Consider the following 16,973-nt stretch of genomic DNA (forward strand, 5'->3'; position numbering starts at 1 on the left):
TCCTGGATCGGTGGAGCGGGAGGTCACAGGCCGCGGGTCACCGGGCGGGTGCCGCCGCCGTCGACGAGGTCGAGGAGGTACGGGTTGGTCGCGCGCTCGCGACCGATGGTGGTCTGGTCGCCGTGCCCGGGCAGGACGACGATGTCGTCGGCCAGCGGCAGGACCTTCTCCGCGAGCGTGCGCAGCATCGTCGGATGGTCGCCGCCCGGCAGGTCGGTGCGGCCGATGGAGCCGGCGAACAGCAGGTCCCCGGACAGCATCACCTCGGAGACCTCCGGGCGGCCGGCGGCGTCGCCGTACGGCGTGCGGAAGGTGACCGAGCCCTCCGTGTGGCCCGGTGTGTGGTCGACGACGAGGCGCAGACCGGCCAGCTCCAGCTCCTGGCCGTCGGCGAGCTCGGCGACCTCGTCGGGCTCCGCGAACTCGTGGCGCCCGCCGAGCAGCATCGCCGCGCTCTCCCGCGAGATGCCCGCCATGGGGTCGCTGAGCAGGTGGCGGTCACGGGGGTGGACGTACGCCTTCGCCTCGTAGGCGCCGGCGACCGGCGTCACGGACCACATGTGGTCGATGTGGCCGTGGGTCAGCAGGACCGCGACGGGCTTCAGCCTGTTCTCCGCGACCACCTGCTCGACGCCGGCGGTCGCGTCCTGGCCGGGATCGACCACGATGCACTCCGCGCCCTTGCCCGTCGCGAGCACGTAGCAGTTGGTGCCCCAGGCACCCGCGGGGAATCCGGCGATGAACACCCCGGCACAGTACCGACTGCGCGCCCGCGCCCGCACGTCGGCCGCGCGTCCGCTGCACGTCGACCGCGCGTCGGCCGCGACCGACGGCGCACACGCGCAGGCGCGACGCACGGATCTGCGCCGCCACGGGGCGCGCCCGCCCCGCCTGTGACTAGCATGGCCCCCGCAATCCGGCGGCGAGCGAAGAGGACGACCACGTGACGGGTCAAGAGTGGGGACGGGTCGACGAGGACGGCACGGTGTACGTGCGCACCTCGGACGGCGAGCGATCGGTGGGTCAGTACCCCGAGGGGACCCCGGCCGAGGCACTGAAGTTCTTCACCGACCGCTTCGACGGTCTCGCGTTCGAGGTCGAGCTCCTCGAGCAGCGGATCAAGGGTGGCGCGCTGGGCCCCGAGGACGCGGCGTCCGCGATCGCCAAGGTCCGTGAGGCCGTGACGGACGCCAACGCGGTCGGCGACCTCGAGGGCCTGCTGACCCGGGTCGAGGCCCTGACGGGCCAGGTCGACGAGCAGCGGGCCGCACGGAAGGCGGAGCGCGCCGAGAAGGCCGCCGCGGCGCGCGTGGAGAAGGAGCGGATCGCCGCGGCCGCCGAGACCCTCGCCGCGGGCGAGGACTGGCGCAACGGGGCGAACCGGCTGCGCGACCTGCTCGACGAGTGGAAGAAGCTGCCCCGGATCGACCGGGCCGCCGACGACGCCCTGTGGCGCCGGTTCTCGACCGCGCGCACGACCTACACCCGCCGTCGCAAGGCGCACTTCGCGCAGCTCAACGAGCAGCGCGAGGGTGCCCGCGCGGTGAAGGAGCGGCTGGCCACGGAGGCGGAGGCGCTCTCGACGTCGACCGAGTGGGGCCCGACCGCCGGGCGCTACCGCGACCTGATGCGCGACTGGAAGGCCGCGGGTCCGGCCCCGCGCGACGTCGACGAGGCCCTGTGGCGGCGCTTCCGGGGCGCCCAGGACGCCTTCTTCGGCGCCCGCGACGCCGCCAACCAGGCGTTGGACCAGGAGTTCGCCGCGAACGCGGAGGTCAAGGAGCAGATCCTCGTCGAGGCGGAGGCCCTGCTGCCCGTCGGTGACCTCGACGCCGCCAAGCGTGCGTTCCGCGACCTCGCGGAGCGCTGGGACGCGGCCGGCAAGGTCCCCCGCGACCGGATCAAGGAGCTCGAGGGCCGCATGCGGCGCGTCGAGCAGGAGATCCGCGGCGTCGAGGACGAGCAGTGGAAGCGCAGCGACCCCGAGAAGTCCGCCCGCGCGAACGACGTGATCGTCAAGCTCGAGGCCGCGATCGCCGAGGTCGAGGCCGAGCTGGACGCGGCGCGGAGCTCCGGCGACACGAAGAAGATCGCGAGCCTGGAGTCGAACCTCGCCTCGCGCCAGATGTTCCTCGACGCCGCACGCCGCGCCTCCGAGGACTTCGGCTGAGGTAGCGAGGCGCCGGGGCGCCGCGGTCGGTCGCGGCGCCCCGGCTTCCCCGCTACTGCGTGACGCGGTAGGCGTCGAAGACGCCCGGGACGGTACGCACGGCCCGCAGCACGGTGTCCAAGTGCTTCGCGTCGCCCATCTCGAAGGTGAAGCGGCTCTTGGCGACCCGGTCGCGCCCCGTGCTGAGGGTGGCGCTGAGGATGTTCACGTGCGCGTCGGAGAGCACCATCGTGATGTCCGACAGCAACCGGGCGCGGTCCAGCGCCTCCACCTGGATGTTGACCAGGAACGTCGACTGCGCCGTCGGCGCCCACTCCACCTCCACGAGCCGCTCGGGCTGGCCCAGGAGGTTGTCGGCGTTGGTGCAGTCCTTGCGGTGCACCGAGACCCCGCCGCCCTTGGTGACGAACCCCAGGATCGGGTCCGGCGGCACGGGCGTGCAGCACTTCGCGAGCTTGACCCACACGTCGGCGGCGCCCCGCACGATCACGCCCGAGTCGCTGCTCGACGGCGCGGGCTTGCGGGCCCGGCGCGGCGACGTGATCGTGACGCCCTCGGAGAGGTCCTCCCGGGCGCCCTCCTCGCCGCCGTGCACCTCGATGACCCGCCGCACGACGGACTGGGCCGACAGGTTGCCCTCGCCGACCGCCGCGTACAGGGCCGTGATGTCGTCGAGCTTGAAGTGGGCCGCCGCCACCTTGAGCGACTCGGCGGACATCAACCGCTTGAGGGGCAGGCCCTCCTTGCGCATCAGCCGCGCCAGCTGGTCCTTGCCGCGCTCGATCGCCTCGTCGCGCCGCTCCTTGGTGAACCACGCGCGGATCTTGGAGCGGGCCCGCGGCGAGCGCACGAAGGTGAGCCAGTCCTGCGACGGCCCGGCGTTGGGCGCCTTGGAGGTGAAGACCTCGACGACGTCGCCGTTCTCCAGCGCCGACTCGAGGGGCACCAGGCGACCGTTCACGCGGGCGCCGATGGTGTGGTGCCCGACCTCGGTGTGCACGGCGTACGCGAAGTCCACCGGGCTCGCGCCCGTCGGCAGCGCGATGACGTCTCCGCGCGGCGTGAAGACGTACACCTCGGCGCGGTTGATCTCGTAGCGCAGCGAGTCGAGGAACTCCCCCGGGTCCTCGACGTCGCTCTGCCAGTCCAGCAGCTGCCGGACCCACGTCATGTCGTCGCGCTCGGCCAGCCGGTCGGTGTCGACGCCGCTGCGTCCGTCCTCCTTGTACTTCCAGTGCGCCGCGACGCCGTACTCCGCCCGCTTGTGCATCGCGAACGTGCGGATCTGGATCTCGACGGGCTTGCCCTTCGGGCCGATCACCGTCGTGTGCAGCGACTGGTACATGTTGAACTTGGGCATCGCGATGTAGTCCTTGAACCGGCCCAGCACCGGGTTCCAGCGCTGGTGCACGGCGCCCATCACGGTGTAGCAGTCGCGGTCCTCCTCGACGAGGACGCGGATGCCGACCAGGTCGTAGATGTCGGTGAAGTCGCGGCCGCCGACGATCATCTTCTGGTAGATCGAGTAGTAGTGCTTCGGCCGGCCGGTGACCGTCGCCTTGATCCGCGCGTCCTTGAGGTCCGCGGTCACCTGGGCGATCACCTCGGCCAGGAACTGGTCGCGCGACGGCGCGCGGTCGGCGACCATCCGCACGATCTCGTCGTAGATCTTCGGGTGCAGGGTCGCGAACGCGAGGTCCTCGAGCTCCCACTTGATGGTGTTCATGCCGAGCCGGTGGGCCAGCGGCGCGAAGATGTCGAGGGTCTCGCGCGCCTTGCGCTCCTGCGTCTCCTGCTTGACGTAGCGCAGCGTGCGCATGTTGTGCAGGCGGTCCGCGAGCTTGATCACCAGCACGCGGATGTCGCGCGACATCGCGACGATCATCTTGCGGATGGTCTCGGCCTGCGCCGAGTCGCCGTACTGCACCTTGTCGAGCTTCGTCACGCCGTCGACCAGCAGGGCGACCTCGTCGCCGAAGTCGGCGCGCAGCTCGTCGAGCGTGTACGCCGTGTCCTCGACCGTGTCGTGCAGGAACGCCGCGACCAGCGTCGGCTCGGTCATGCCGATCTCGGCGAGGATGGTCGTGACCGCGAGCGGGTGGGTGATGTACGGGTCGCCGCTCTTGCGCATCTGCGAGCCGTGGAGCCGTTCCGCGGTGAGGTACGCCCGCTCCAGCAGCGCCAGGTCGGCCTTCGGGTGGTTGGCCCGCACCGCACGGAAGAACGGCTCGAGGACCGGGTTGCCGGGCTGGTTGCGCGTCCCGATCCGCGCCAGGCGCGCGCGCATGCTGCGCGCGGAGGTCACGGTGTCGCCCGGCACCGGCTCGGACTCCTGCACGCCGGCCGCTCGCGGCGCCGTGCGGCGCGAGCGCATCCAGGCCGCGCGGCCGGGGGCGTCGGCCCCGCCGTCGGGCACGTCCGGGGTCCCCGCCACGTCCGTCGTGGCCGGGTCGCGCGCGTCCACGGCCTGCGTGTCGGCCCCGGCGCCGCTACCCCGATCCTCTGTCACCCTCACCAGTCTAGGCACAGCGCGAGAGGCCGCGCACCGGACCGGCCTCAGACCTCGCTGAGCACCAGGACGTCGGCCTCGCCGAGCTGCGCACGGCCGGGCAGGAAGGTCAGCTCGAGCAGGAAGGCGTACCCCGCCACCACCCCTCCGCAGCGCTCGACGAGGGTGCGCGTCGCGGCAGCGGTGCCCCCGGTGGCCAGCACGTCGTCCAGCACCAGGACGCGCTCCCCGGGACGCACCGCGTCCTCGTGCAGGGCGAGGGTCGCGGTGCCGTACTCCAGCGCGTAGTCGACCTCGTGCACCGCCCGCGGCAGCTTGCCGGCCTTGCGCACGGGCGCGAACCCCACCCCCAGCCGCTGGGCGACGGGGGTGCCGAACAGGAACCCCCGTGCCTCCATGCCGACGACCCGGTCGACGACCACCCGGCCGTCCGCGTCGCGTCCGGCGTCCGCGAGCGCGTCGACGACCAGGGCGAAGGCCTCGGGGTCGGCGAGCAGGGGCGTGACGTCCTTGAAGACCACGCCCTCGGCGGGGAAGTCCGGCACGTCCGCGAGCAGGCGCTCCACGGCGGCCCGCGCCGCGGCGTGGCGGTCCTCGGCTGCGGAGGACGGGGTGCGGGGCGACGGGGCGTGGGTTGGGGCGTCGGACGGGGCGTCGGACAAGGGGGCCTCCGGTGGCGGGATCAGCGGTTCGGTGTCGGGTGGTGGGACGGGTCAGGCCCGGCCGGCGAGCGCCGGGGTCCCCGACGTCGGCGCGGGGTCCGTGCCTGCCGTCGCGGACCCGTCGGGACGGGCATGGGGTCGGGGCGGCAGCGCGTACGCCGCGCCCAGGAGCACGGTGGCCACGCCGACCGCGGCCAGGAGGAACACGGGACGCACGGACGGCGCCGCCACGGCGACCGCGAGCAGCGGCAGCACCGCCGCCAGCGCGGCGACCAGACGGACCCCGCCGTCGTCGGGGCTGCGCACCCCGGCACGCGGGGCCAGCGTCGCCGCCGCGACCACGGCGACGGCGCCGAGCGCCGCGACCGCCGCCGGCGACCAGGTGAGCCCGGCCCACGCGGCGAGCCCGACCCCGACGAGCGGAGCCAACAGCACACCGGCGAGAGCGCGCAGGGCCACGGCCCCGGCCGGCCGTCGGCCGTCGCGCGCGGCGCGTGCGGCGGCGGTGGCCACCCCCACGAGCAGGGCGGCGCCGAGGACGAGCGCGGCGCGGGTCCATTCGTCCCCGTCGCCCGCGGCTCGCACGCCGACGGTGCCGACGGGGGCGGCCACACCCTCCACCTCGGCGAGCGCCGCGGCCAGGGTCGCGCGGTCGGCCTCGTCGAGGCGTGGGGTGGTCAGCAGGACCGTGTCCGGCCCGGCCGTGCGCACCGAGGAGACGGTGATGCCGGCGTCGACGACCGCGTCGCGCAGCGCGGCGCGGGCTGCGGCGGGCTCCGTGTCGACGGTGACCGCGTGCTCGTCGCCGGCCACGAAGGCGGGGTCGGCGGCGACGCCGGGCAGGAGGACGCCGGCGACGGCGGCGGCGACCAGCACCGCGCCCGCGACGACGCCGGCGGAGCGCCGGCGGCCGGTGTCGGTGTCGATGTCGATGTCGGCCCCGCCACCGCTGGTGCGCGGTCCGGCGGTCGGTGCCGGCAGGTCCAGGAGCGGGAGGGTCACCAGGCGTACCGTGACGAGCGCGCAGGCCAGGACGGTCGCGAGCATCGTGCCCACGTCGCCCGGCTCCCCGCCGACGACGACACGCACGGCGAGGCCGCCGAGGGCCGACGTGGCGACGACCGGCCACCACAGCGGCCATGCCTCGCGTCCCACCGCCGGGACCACGAGGGCGGCCGCACCCGCCACCATCCCGGCCACGGCCACCGGGAGCCCGAGGGGCAGACCGACGACCTGGTCGACGAGCAGCACCCCGGGCACCGAGGCGAGAGCCGTGCCGGTCGCGGTCGCGACCAGCGGGAGGGCGCGGCGCCGCAGCGCCCCCAGGGCCGCGAGCAGCCCGAGCGCACCCGCGAGGAGGCCCGCCACGGCGCCGCGGGCACCCTCGTCGGGGCCGAGCGTGGAGCCCAGGCGCACGACGTCGACGGTCGCGACCTCCACCGGGAGCGAGCCCTCGGCCGCCCGGGCCGCGACCACGCTCGTCTCCTCCTGGTCGAGCGCCCCGAGCAGCACGACCGTGCCGGGCTCCGACGACCCGGCGTCGGGCAGCGCCGGGACCGCGTCCCCGCCGGCGCCGTCGGCGCCTCCCCCGGCGTCACCGGCCGCGGTGGGGAGGTTCGGCGAGACGAGCACGAGCTCGTCGTCGACGGTCAGCGCCAGGCGCACGGGCTCGAGGGCCGGTCGTGTCGGCTCGTCCTCGCCGCCCTCGTCCGCCGTCTCCGCGCGGGCCCCTGCGTCCGACCGGGCCTGCCGCGCGGCGAGCAGGGGGCCGTCGTGGGCCTCGACCAGGGCGGCGGCACCGGCCAGGCGGGTGGCGGCGTCGGCGCCGAGGTGGAGGCGTACGCCCCAGAGGCCCTCCTCCAGCACCGCCTCGGCGCCGGTCACGTCGCCCTCGGCGGCCAGCACCGTGCCGAGGACGAAGCTGCCCCCCTGCGGTCCGCAGGCCACGACGACACCGTCCACGTCCACGCTGCGGCCGGGCACGGGGCACGCGGGCACGACGGGCTCGACGGGCGGGTCGACGGCGACGCCGCCGGGCAGCCCGGCGCCCGGGGCCGGCTCACCGGTCTCGTCCTGCTCGTCGTCGGCGCCCGGGACCTCGTCGGCCCCGTCGCGGTCGCCGCCGGATCCGCCGGTGACGTCCTCCTCGTCGAGCACGACGGGCGGGGGCGTGCTGCCCGCCAGCACCAGCCGCACCTCGACGCGACCCGTCGCCCGGAGCGCGTCGAGGACACGGCCGTCGGGCTGGCCGGGCAACGACACGGAGAGCGCGCCGTCGGAGCGCACCCGGGCGGCAGCGCCGGGAGCGCCCGCGGCGTGGGCGCGCTGCTCGAGGGAGTCCGCGGTGGACTCGAGGTCCGCCCGGGACGCGTCGGTCGCGGCGGGCGTCACGACCACGCGTGTGCCGGCGAGGACGTCGACGCCCCAGCGCGGGGTCCAGCTGGCCGTGAGCGCGACGACGCCCAGCGCGGTCGCGATCAGGACGACGTAGAGGACCACCCCGCGCGGGAGCCGCCCGGGGGACACGACCACGTCGTGCGGCCGATCAGTGCTTGTCGAGGTCCACGGACGGCGAGTCCGTGGTGGCGTCGGCGTCGAGCGCGTCGTGCGAGCCGTCGTCCTCCTTGGGGACGACCATGGCGATCGCGCCGCGGACGACCTCGATCTCGACGCCGAGAGCGATCTGGATGCGCAGGCGGTCGCCCTCGGGCATCTCGGTGACCGTGCCGAAGATGCCGCTCGTCAGCATGACGTCGTTGCCGATCTGCACCGAGTTCTGCAGCTCGGTCTGCGCCTTCTGGCGACGCTGGGCCGGGCGGATCAGCAGCAGCCACATCATGACGAAGAGCAGGACGATGAAGATGATTTCCACGAGCCGTCTTTTCGGTTCGGCGACAGGTCAGGGCGCGAGCGCGCCGCGGCCGATACTACCCGTGGTGGTCAGGGCCCGAAGAGCGGCGTCGTGCCGTCGACGGCAGGCGGCGCGAGCCCGAGGTGGCGCCAGGCGGCCGGCGTGGCCACGCGTCCGCGGGGCGTCCGGGCCAGGAGGCCGGAGCGCACGAGGAACGGCTCGGCAACCTCCTCGACCGTCTCCCGCTCCTCCCCCACGGCGACCGCGAGGGTGGACACGCCGACGGGGCCGCCGCCGAAACGGCGGCACAGGACGTCGAGGACCGCCCGGTCGAGCCGGTCCAGCCCCGACTCGTCGACCTCGTAGAGGTCGAGGGCGACGCGGGCGATCTCGCGCGTGACGAGCCCGTCGGCCCGCACCTGGGCGTAGTCGCGGACCCGGCGCAGCAGGCGGTTGGCGATCCGGGGCGTGCCGCGCGAGCGGGAGGCGATCTCCGCAGACCCGGCGGTCTCGACCTCGCACCCGAGCAGCCCCGCCGAGCGCCGCACGATCCGGTCGAGGTCGCCCGGCTCGTAGAACTCGAGGTGGGCCGTGAAGCCGAACCGGTCGCGCAGCGGCCCGGGGAGCAGACCTGCGCGGGTGGTGGCGCCCACGAGGGTGAACGGCGGGATCTCCAGCGGGATGGCGGTCGCGCCCGGGCCCTTGCCGATGACGACGTCGACGCGGAAGTCCTCCATCGCCATGTAGAGCATCTCCTCGGCCGGTCGCGACATCCGGTGGATCTCGTCCACGAACAGGACGTCGCCCTCGTTCATCCCGGACAGGATCGCCGCGAGGTCGCCGGCGTGCGTGATGGCCGGCCCGCTCGTGAGGCGCAGGGGTGCGCTCATCTCGGCCGCGATGATCATGGCCAGGGTGGTCTTGCCGAGGCCGGGGGGCCCGGAGAGCAGGACGTGGTCGGGCGTACGCCCGCGGCGCCGCGCCGCCTCCAGCACCAGCCCCAGCTGCTCGCGGACGCGCTCCTGGCCGACCACCTCGTCGAGCGACCGCGGCCGCAGCGCGGCCTCGACCGCGCGCTCGTCGCCGTCCGCCTCGGCGTCCACCAGCGAGCGGAGGTGGGCCTCCTCGGCGGCGCTCAGCTCCTCGTCGTGCTCCACGGGACGCCCGTCAGGCCTTGCTCAGGCTGCGCAGGGCGGCACGGAGCAGTGCGGCCACGTCGGGGGTCGCACCGGCCTGCGGCGCCACGGCGTCGACGGCCTTGTCGGCCTCCTTGGCCGACCAGCCGAGGCCGACCAGGCCCTCGTGCACCTGCGGTCGCCACGCGGCGCCGGCCGACGGCGTCTCGCCGGGCAGGGTCGCGACGGTCCCCGGAGCGCCGATGCGGTCCTTCAGCTCCAGGATGATGCGCTGGGCGCCCTTCTGCCCGATCCCGGGGACGCGGGTCAGGGTCTTCACGTCCTCGTCCGCGACGGCTCGACGGAGGTCGTCGGGACGCAGCACCGCGAGCATGGCCTGGGCGAGCTTCGGGCCCACGCCCGAGGCCGTCTGGACGAGCTCGAAGAGCGAGCGCTCGTCGGCGTCGACGAAGCCGAAGAGCGTGAGCGAGTCCTCCCGCACCACCAGGCTGGACGACAGCGTCGCCTGCTCGCCGCGCCGGAGGCCAGCGAGGGTCCCGGGCGCGCACTGCAGCTCGATCCCGACACCACCGACGTCGAGCACCGCCGACGTCAGGCCGACCGTGGCCACCTCGCCGCGGACGAACGCGATCATGACTTCCTCCCGTGGGCCGCGACCGCCGCCGCGTACCTGTTCGTGGGCGCCGCGGCACCCGCCGCGGCGCGTGCCGCCTCGATGCGGTCGGACGCCCCGCCCCGCCACACGTGCGTGATCGCGAGCGCCAGGGCGTCCGCCGCGTCCGCGGGCTTCGGGGGCGCGTCGAGACGCAGGATCCGGGCGACCATCGCACCCACCTGCGGCTTGGCCGCACGGCCGCTGCCGGACACGGCCGCCTTCACCTCGCTGGGCGTGTGCAGGGCGACGGGGATGCCCCGCCGCGCGGCGACGACCATGGCGACGCCGCTCGCCTGGGCGGTGCCCATCACCGTGCTGACGTCCGAACGGGCGAAGACCCGCTCGATCGCCACGACGTCGGGCCGGTGCTCCTCGATCCACGCCTCGACGCCGCGCTCGATGGTCACCAGACGCACGGGGATCGGCTCCGTCGCCGACGTCCGCAGGACGTTCACGTCGACGAGCGTCAGCGGACGCCCCAGGCGGCCGTCGACCACGCCGATGCCGCAGCGGGTGAGCCCCGGGTCGATCCCGAGCACGCGCATCCGGAGCCCTCCTGCGGTCGTCGACGTCGAACGTGTGTTCTACCCCGGAACGCTACCGTGCGGGCGCACCGCTGCCGCGACCGACGCGCCGAGGCAGTCGGGGCGCGTCCTGCGCTCAGCCCCTCAGGCGTCGACCTCGGCCAGGACGTCGTCGGGGATGTCCGCGTTGGTGTAGACGTTCTGCACGTCGTCCAGGTCGTCGACGACGTCGACGAGCCGGAAGACCTTCGCCGCCGCGTCGGCCTCCGCCACCGGGATGTCCATGGTCGCGACGAACTGCACCTCGGCCGAGTCGTAGTCGATCCCCGCCTCCTGCAGCGCGGTGCGGACCGCGACGACGTCGCCGGGCTCGGACTGCACCTCGAAGGCCTCGCCGTGGTCGGCGACCTCGTCCGCGCCGGCGTCGAGGGTCGCCTCGATCACCTCGTCCTCCGTGACCTCGCGACCCTCCTGCTCCTTCGCCACCACGACGACGCCTCGGCGCTGGAACAGGCGGGACACCGACCCGGGGTCGGCCATCGTGCCGCCGTTGCGGGTGACCGCGGTGCGGACCTCCATGGCGGCGCGGTTGCGGTTGTCCGTGAGGCACTCGACGAGCAGCGCGACGCCCTGCGGGCCGTAGACCTCGTACATGATCGTCTCGTAGTCGACGCCGCCGCCGTCGAGACCGCCACCGCGCTTGACCGCGGAGTCGATGTTCTTGTTGGGCACCGACTGCTTCTTCGCCTTCTGGATGGCGTCGTAGAGCGTCGGGTTGCCGGAGGGGTCGGGGCCACCCATCTTCGCGGCGATCTCGATCGTCTTGATCAGCTTCGCGAACAGCTTGCCGCGCTTGGCGTCGATCGCGGCCTTCTTGTGCTTCGTGGTCGCCCACTTGGAGTGGCCAGACATGCGTCCCTCTTCTACTCAGCTCGTACGGCGCGCCCGGCGACGGCAGCTGCCCGGGCCTCGGACGATCCTAGCGGGGCGGCGAGGTGGCGGTCCCGGGGTGCTAGGGGCGGCAGGTCGCGGTGAGCCCCACGAGCAGCGTCGACACCTGGACGCGGGAGGTGATGGCGGCCGGTGTCAGCCAAGGCGTGGTGGACGCTCCCGACGGTGCGGGGGCGTAGGCGCGCACGTCGACCTCGAAGTCGTAGGTGCCCAACCCGATGTTGAGGGGGAACCCGAAGTCGCTGAGGTTCGTGTAGGGCACCGACGACGCGGTCCCGGTCACGAGCCGCGTGGAGATCGTGGCCGCAGGCGCGGTCGTGCGCCGGAGCACCACCTGGTAGTCGAGATGGACGTCGGCCGTCCAGGACACCGTGGCCGAGTTGGTTCCCGTGCCGCACGTGAGCCGGCTCGGCCCGACGACGGTCAGGGAGCCGACGGCGCCCGTCGTGCCCGTCGCGGCGTCCGTGAAGCGGGCCGTCGTGGTAGGTCCGCCGGAGCCGACCAGCAGGAGCAGCACCAGACCGGCGACCGCGAGCAGGAGGCCCGCCGAGTGCCGCGACCTCACGAGACCGCCTGCGTGCCGGTGACGTCGAGCCGGATGGTGCCCGTCTTCCCCTGGTTGGCGTTCGTGGCGTCGCCCAGCATCCCGACCACGACGCACAGGGTCTCGACCGCTCCACCGCCCGCGAGACGTCGCGGGGCCAGCACCACGGTGTCGGTCGTGGTGACCGTCGTCGCGGTGCCCTGGAGCGGGCCGGAACAGGTTCCGGTACGCGGGTACGTCCCGGCCGCGGAGTTCGTCGCGGCGCCCGTCCCGACACGCACCGAGATCGTGGCGCCGACGTAGGTCCAGCTCGCACCCGTGCGGACCGTCGCCGCGTAGTCCAGCGGTGGGTCGCCGACGTTGCGGAAGGACAGGGGGAACGCGACGGTCTCCCCCGGCGCTAGCCCGCTCGCGGTGATCGACGTCGCATCCAGCCCGGCGCCGGTGCCGACGGCCGACCACGTGGTCGCACCGTTCGGCGAGGCGACCGCCGCCACCTGCAGGTCCATCGACCCCGAGCGGATGGCACCCGTCTGGACCGTCGCCGTGTCGTTCCACGACGCCAGCGTGCCGGCGGAGCCGAGGGCGAGCAGCAGCACGAGGGCGGCCAGCGCGCGGACCCGCCAACCGCTGGGAGCGCGGCGGGCAGCCCGGTGGACGCCGCGGTGCGCCGACGACCGGGATGCGCGGTGGTCCGTCACGTGCGTGCTCCTTCCTCGGTCGGGTGGGGCGTGGCCTCGGTGGTGGGCTCGGCCCCGGCGACGTGGCGGCCGGTCGCCGGCCGGCGCCGCCGCTCGGCGAGCGTGCTGGTGAACATCGAGGCGGCGTAGAGGGCCAGGAGACCCGCCACGCCGTAGGTCAGCAGGACGCGGCTGTCGCCCGTCAGGAGGGCGCTGGCGCGACCCAGGTGGGGCACGGAGTACCACAGCCGCCCGCGCACCTGTACCTCGCGCACCGTCTCCGCGTCCGGCACCGCGTTCGCGTCCCCCTGGGTGCGGAACCACGCCTCCCCGTCCGACTGGACGCCCTGCTCCACCACGCGGTGGGTCACGACGGTTCCCTCGCCGGACTCCAGCTGGTAGGTGATGACGTCGCCCACGCCGATCTCCGCGGACGGGACCGGACGGACCACGACCAGGGTGCCCGGCGGGTGCTCGGGGCTCATGGAGCCGGTCAGGACCGTGTACGGCGTCGCCCCGGCGAGCCGGGGCACGAGGACGGCGAGGACCACCGCGGCCAGGGCGAGGAGCAGGACGAGCCAGCTCGCGACCCGTGCGCCGGCTGCGGTCGCCGACCGGAGCCGGCCGACCACGTCAGGCCGTGTGGTTCTGCGTGACGGTGACGCTCAACGCGGCGAGCGTGGCACTGAGGCCGCCCAGCACGTTGGAGTCGTTGTCGAGCGCGCCGTAGGGCCAGTCGATCGTCATGGTGATCTCGACCAGCTCGCCGTCCGTGACGTCGACGCCGGTCGCCGTGCCCTGCGGCTCGCCGTCGAGCTCGACCGACGTCGTCACGCCGATCTCGTCGACGAGCGCCTGGGCGCCGGTGACGTCAGTCGGTGCCGTCACGGCGAAGTCGACCGTCTTCAGGTGCTCTCCCGCGACCGAGACCCGGTAGGTGCAGGTCTGGGTGAGGCTGTCGCCCGGCACGAGCAGCTGGTTCGCGTACGCCGTGTCGCCGTCCAGCTTCCACCCGCCGTCGCAGTCCTGGTCGGTCAGCTTCAGGTGGCCGCTCTGGATCGTCGTGCCGTCGGTGGTGGCGGTGTCCGTCCAGTAGGCGAGCGAGCCGGCTCCGCCGAGCAGCAGCACCGCCGCGGTGCCGGCCGCCAGCGCGCCCTTCGTCGTCTTCTTCATGTCGTGGTCTCCCTCGGGTCCGAGCCGAGAGGACTTCCCGGCACGACCCACGAAACGACGGTTCCGCGGGGAGATCACGGGTTTCGCGCCAAGTCCGTACCTTCGTCCGCACCGACCGCCCACTGTGACCAGGAGCAGCCGGGACCAACCGGCCCCGGGGGTCCCGGGACCTTCCGGCGGCGGCGCCCGCAGCGGGTCCCGGGTCGTCCCGGGTCGTTGGGGCTCAGCCCTGACGCAGGGTCACGACCACGACCTCCGGCGGCGCGGCCACGCGCACCGGCGGTCCCCAGGCGCCCGCGCCCCGGCTGGTGACCACCTGGATCCCGTCGACCTCGTCCACCCCCGCCAGCGTCGGCTGGTCGAGGCGGACGAGCCAGCCGAACGGCCAGAGCTGGCCGCCGTGGGTGTGCCCGGAGAACTGGACGTCGATGCCCAGGTCGGCCTCGGCCGCCTGGTGGACCTGCGAGGGCTGGTGGGCGACGTAGAGGACCGGCTCGTCGGGGGCGACGCCCTCCAGGGCCGCCTCCGGGTCGGCGGCCTCGTCGCCGGTGCCGTACGCGTCCTGCACCCCCGCGACGACGAGGGCGGCGCCGTCGCGCTCGACGACCACGTGGTCGTTGCGCAGCGCGGTGACGCCGAGTCCCTCGAGGCGCTCCAGGGTCGCCTCCGCGTCGCCGTTGATGAACTCGTGGTTGCCGGTGACGGCGACCGCGCCGTACGTCGCCTCGAGACCCTCGAGCGGGTCGAGGTAGGGCCCGACGTGCTCCTCGGCACCGTCCGCGTAGTCGCCGGCCAGCACCACGAGGTCGACGTCGGCCGCGTTGACGCGACCGACCACGGAGCCGACGAACCCGGCGTCGCGCACCGGCCCGACGTGCAGGTCGCTGACCACGGCGACGCGCAGGCCGTCGAGCGCCGGGTCGAGGTCGGCGACCGTCACGTCCACCTCGGTGGTCCGCACCGAGGCGGCCTCGACGAGGCCGTACCCGGTCACCACCGTCGCCACGGCGACGGAGCCGATCGCTCCCACGCGCGCCACGCGGTCGCGCCAGGCACGGCGTCGCGCCAGGCGCAGGACGCCGCAGACCACGGCGACCAGGGCGAGCGTCAGCGTCAGGTACCAGACGAACGCGACCCAGGTCAGCCCCACCCAGAACACCGGGCGCCACGGGCCCGGGTCGACCGAGCGCTGGAGGACCTCCGCGACGACCAGGAGCGCCGTGCCGACCACGATCGCCGCAGCGACACCGCGGCGCAGGCGCCGCTCGGTCGGCTCCGCCAGCACCTCGCCCCAGCACGGGGCCACGGCGAGCCGCCGTACCAGCCAGACGACCCAGCCGACGAGGAGCGCGAGAGCGAGGAGCAGACCGAGCCACATCACCCGGAGATCATCGCGGAGGAGCCCAACCGGGTCCGCCGGCGGGTGGCGGCACGTCGCGCCCGCGCGATCTCCACCATGGTCCCCGCGTCGACGACCTTGCGGCGGGGACGTCCCGACTCCGCGCCCCACGCCCGCTCGTACGCGTCGACGGCGCGCCAGTCCTCGCGGTCGAGCAGCGCCGGCACGCGCGACCGCAGCAGCCGGACCAGGTCGCGACGGCCACGTCGCGGCGTCGCCAGCAGGCCCGCGTTGAAGTCGGCCACCAGTCCGGCGACGGTCTCCTCGGCGTCGGACTTGTTGGTGCCGATGTAGCCGCTGGGGCCGCGCTTGATCCACCCGGCCACGTACGCCCCCGGGACGCGCCCGCCGCTCTCGTCGCGCACCCGGCCCGCGTCGTGCGGCACGGTCGCGCCGATCGGCTCGAAGGGCAGCCCGGGCACCGCGCGACCGCGGTAGCCCACCGAGCGCAGGACGAGGCCGGTGTCCAGCGTGGTGACGCGGTCGGTGGGCACGGCACGCACCGTCTGGTCGTCCGCGACGACGAGGTCGTTCTCGACCAGCTCCAGGCCGGTCACCCCGCCCTCCCCGAGGACCCGCACCGGCGAGACGCCGAAGCGCAGCACGATCCGGCGGCGCCCGCCGCCGCGCGGCGCGGGCAGCTCCTCCAGCGTGCGGATCTTGCGCTCCAGCATCGGGTCGAGCGTGCCCGCCGCGCGGCGACGCACGGTCTCGGCGTCGAGCCGCAGGCCGCCCTCGACGACGACGTCGAGGTCCTCGCGCATCACGAGGCCGGTGAGCTCGGGCAGCGTGTACGCCGCCTGTCCCGCGCCGCGGCGGGCGACGAGCACGACCTCGCGGACCTCGCTGTCCCGCAGCGCGGCCAACGCGTGGTCGGCGATGTCGGTGCGAGCCAGCCGCTCCGGGTCGGTGGCGAGGATCCGGGCGACGTCCAGCGCGACGTTGCCGTTGCCCACGACCACCGCACGGCGCGAGCCGAGCGGCACGTCGAGGTCGACGTGGTCGGGGTGCCCGTTGTACCAGGCCACCAGGGCCGTCGCGGTGCCGCTGCCCGGCAGGTCCTCGCCCTCGATCCCGAGACGGCGGTCGAGGGAGGCGCCCGTCGCGTACACCACGGCGTGGTGGTGCTCGAGGAGCTCGGAGTGCGTGACGTCGCTGCCGACCTCGACCCCGAGGGCGTACGAGAACCCCCGCTGACGCTCGATGGTGCGGAACAGGTCGACCACCCGCCGGGTGTCCGGATGGTCGGGCGCGACGCCGGCCCGGGCGAGGCCGTGGGGCGTGGGGAGCCGCTCCAGGACGGTGACCTCGGCACCCGGCTGCTTGAGCACCTCGTCGGCGGCGTAGAGGGCGGCGGGGCCCGAGCCGACGACGGCCACCCGCAGCGGTCCGCGCGCGGCGTCCGCCCGCTCGATGCGGCGCAGCGGCGCCTGGATCGGGCGCTCGGCGGGCGGCGTGTGGAACGCCTGGTTGATCTCGAGGAACGGCAGCTCGGCCTCGCCGAGCCGCGTGTGCGGCTTGATCGCCCCGACGGGGCACGCGCTGACGCAGGCGCCGCAGTCCACGCACGAGACCGGGTCGATGTAGAGCATCTCCGCGGTGGCGAAGTCCGGCTCGTCCGGGGTCGGGTGGATGCAGTTGACGGGGCAGGCGAAGACGCAGGACGCGTCGCCGCAGCACGAGCGGGTCACGACGTGGGGCACGGTTCGACTTCCTGGT

Annotated in this window: 17 protein-coding genes; 2 read left to right on the top strand and 15 right to left on the bottom strand. The window is 74.6% G+C overall.

What is annotated here, in order from left to right; genetic code table 11:
• Nucleotides 1–23 precede the first annotated feature (23 nt).
• Complete coding sequence (locus RDV89_RS05480; RefSeq protein ID WP_315731935.1) at nucleotides 24–746, bottom strand: MBL fold metallo-hydrolase; 723 nt, start codon at nucleotides 744–746, stop codon at nucleotides 24–26.
• On the opposite strand from RDV89_RS05480, the gene RDV89_RS05485 reads away from it, so the two are divergent.
• Both RDV89_RS05485 and RDV89_RS05490 read left to right on the top strand, forming a co-directional pair.
• On the top strand, nucleotides 739–897 hold the full coding sequence (locus RDV89_RS05485; protein ID WP_315731936.1) for a hypothetical protein: 159 nt from the start codon (nucleotides 739–741) through the stop codon (nucleotides 895–897). The genes RDV89_RS05480 and RDV89_RS05485 overlap by 8 nt on opposite strands.
• A gap of 46 nt (nucleotides 898–943) precedes the next feature.
• Entirely contained in the window at nucleotides 944–2,170 is a 1,227-nt protein-coding gene (locus RDV89_RS05490; protein WP_315731937.1) for a DUF349 domain-containing protein, read from the top strand.
• Between the two features lie 52 nt (nucleotides 2,171–2,222).
• Here the strand turns inward: RDV89_RS05490 and RDV89_RS05495 are convergent, their stop codons facing one another.
• From RDV89_RS05495 to RDV89_RS05560, 14 genes are all read right to left on the bottom strand, one after another.
• A complete protein-coding gene (locus RDV89_RS05495; RefSeq protein ID WP_315732223.1) occupies nucleotides 2,223–4,457 on the bottom strand; it encodes a RelA/SpoT family protein in 2,235 nt (744 codons plus the stop codon).
• Nucleotides 4,458–4,726: 269 nt separating this feature from the next.
• On the bottom strand, nucleotides 4,727–5,245 hold the full coding sequence (locus tag RDV89_RS05500) for an adenine phosphoribosyltransferase (protein WP_315732224.1): 519 nt from the start codon (nucleotides 5,243–5,245) through the stop codon (nucleotides 4,727–4,729).
• Between the two features lie 147 nt (nucleotides 5,246–5,392).
• On the bottom strand, nucleotides 5,393–7,867 hold the full coding sequence (locus tag RDV89_RS05505; protein WP_315731938.1) for a hypothetical protein: 2,475 nt from the start codon (nucleotides 7,865–7,867) through the stop codon (nucleotides 5,393–5,395).
• A gap of 19 nt (nucleotides 7,868–7,886) precedes the next feature.
• Complete coding sequence (yajC, locus tag RDV89_RS05510) at nucleotides 7,887–8,213, bottom strand: preprotein translocase subunit YajC (protein ID WP_315731939.1); 327 nt, start codon at nucleotides 8,211–8,213, stop codon at nucleotides 7,887–7,889.
• Nucleotides 8,214–8,281: 68 nt separating this feature from the next.
• Complete coding sequence (gene ruvB / locus RDV89_RS05515; protein WP_315731940.1) at nucleotides 8,282–9,349, bottom strand: Holliday junction branch migration DNA helicase RuvB; 1,068 nt, start codon at nucleotides 9,347–9,349, stop codon at nucleotides 8,282–8,284.
• A 10-nt stretch (nucleotides 9,350–9,359) separates the two neighbouring features.
• Nucleotides 9,360–9,962 carry a Holliday junction branch migration protein RuvA gene (ruvA, locus tag RDV89_RS05520; protein WP_315731941.1) on the bottom strand — a complete coding sequence of 201 codons (603 nt, stop codon included), beginning with the start codon at nucleotides 9,960–9,962 and terminating at the stop codon, nucleotides 9,360–9,362.
• Nucleotides 9,959–10,528 carry a crossover junction endodeoxyribonuclease RuvC gene (ruvC, locus tag RDV89_RS05525; RefSeq protein WP_315731942.1) on the bottom strand — a complete coding sequence of 190 codons (570 nt, stop codon included), beginning with the start codon at nucleotides 10,526–10,528 and terminating at the stop codon, nucleotides 9,959–9,961. The genes ruvA and ruvC overlap by 4 nt, the downstream gene beginning before the upstream one ends.
• 123 nt (nucleotides 10,529–10,651) lie before the next feature.
• Nucleotides 10,652–11,419: a YebC/PmpR family DNA-binding transcriptional regulator gene (locus tag RDV89_RS05530; RefSeq protein WP_315731943.1), complete on the bottom strand. Its 768-nt coding sequence runs from the start codon at nucleotides 11,417–11,419 to the stop codon at nucleotides 10,652–10,654.
• 100 nt (nucleotides 11,420–11,519) lie between these two features.
• Entirely contained in the window at nucleotides 11,520–12,023 is a 504-nt protein-coding gene (locus RDV89_RS05535; RefSeq protein WP_315731944.1) for a hypothetical protein, read from the bottom strand.
• Nucleotides 12,020–12,703 (bottom strand): SipW-dependent-type signal peptide-containing protein, encoded by a 684-nt coding sequence (locus RDV89_RS05540; protein WP_315731945.1) that lies wholly within the window; start codon nucleotides 12,701–12,703, stop codon nucleotides 12,020–12,022. The genes RDV89_RS05535 and RDV89_RS05540 overlap by 4 nt, the downstream gene beginning before the upstream one ends.
• A complete protein-coding gene (locus RDV89_RS05545) occupies nucleotides 12,700–13,314 on the bottom strand; it encodes a signal peptidase I (RefSeq protein ID WP_315731946.1) in 615 nt (204 codons plus the stop codon). Before RDV89_RS05545 ends, RDV89_RS05540 begins: the two co-directional genes overlap by 4 nt.
• Nucleotide 13,315: 1 nt before the next feature.
• Complete coding sequence (locus RDV89_RS05550; protein WP_315731947.1) at nucleotides 13,316–13,855, bottom strand: alternate-type signal peptide domain-containing protein; 540 nt, start codon at nucleotides 13,853–13,855, stop codon at nucleotides 13,316–13,318.
• 223 nt (nucleotides 13,856–14,078) lie between these two features.
• Entirely contained in the window at nucleotides 14,079–15,233 is a 1,155-nt protein-coding gene (locus RDV89_RS05555; protein ID WP_315732225.1) for a metallophosphoesterase, read from the bottom strand.
• On the bottom strand, nucleotides 15,233–16,957 hold the full coding sequence (locus tag RDV89_RS05560) for an FAD-dependent oxidoreductase (RefSeq protein ID WP_315731948.1): 1,725 nt from the start codon (nucleotides 16,955–16,957) through the stop codon (nucleotides 15,233–15,235). Before RDV89_RS05560 ends, RDV89_RS05555 begins: the two co-directional genes overlap by 1 nt.
• Nucleotides 16,958–16,973 lie beyond the last annotated feature (16 nt).

The sequence above is a fragment of the Nocardioides imazamoxiresistens genome (assembly GCF_032378595.1).
Classification (GTDB): domain Bacteria; phylum Actinomycetota; class Actinomycetes; order Propionibacteriales; family Nocardioidaceae; genus Nocardioides; species Nocardioides imazamoxiresistens.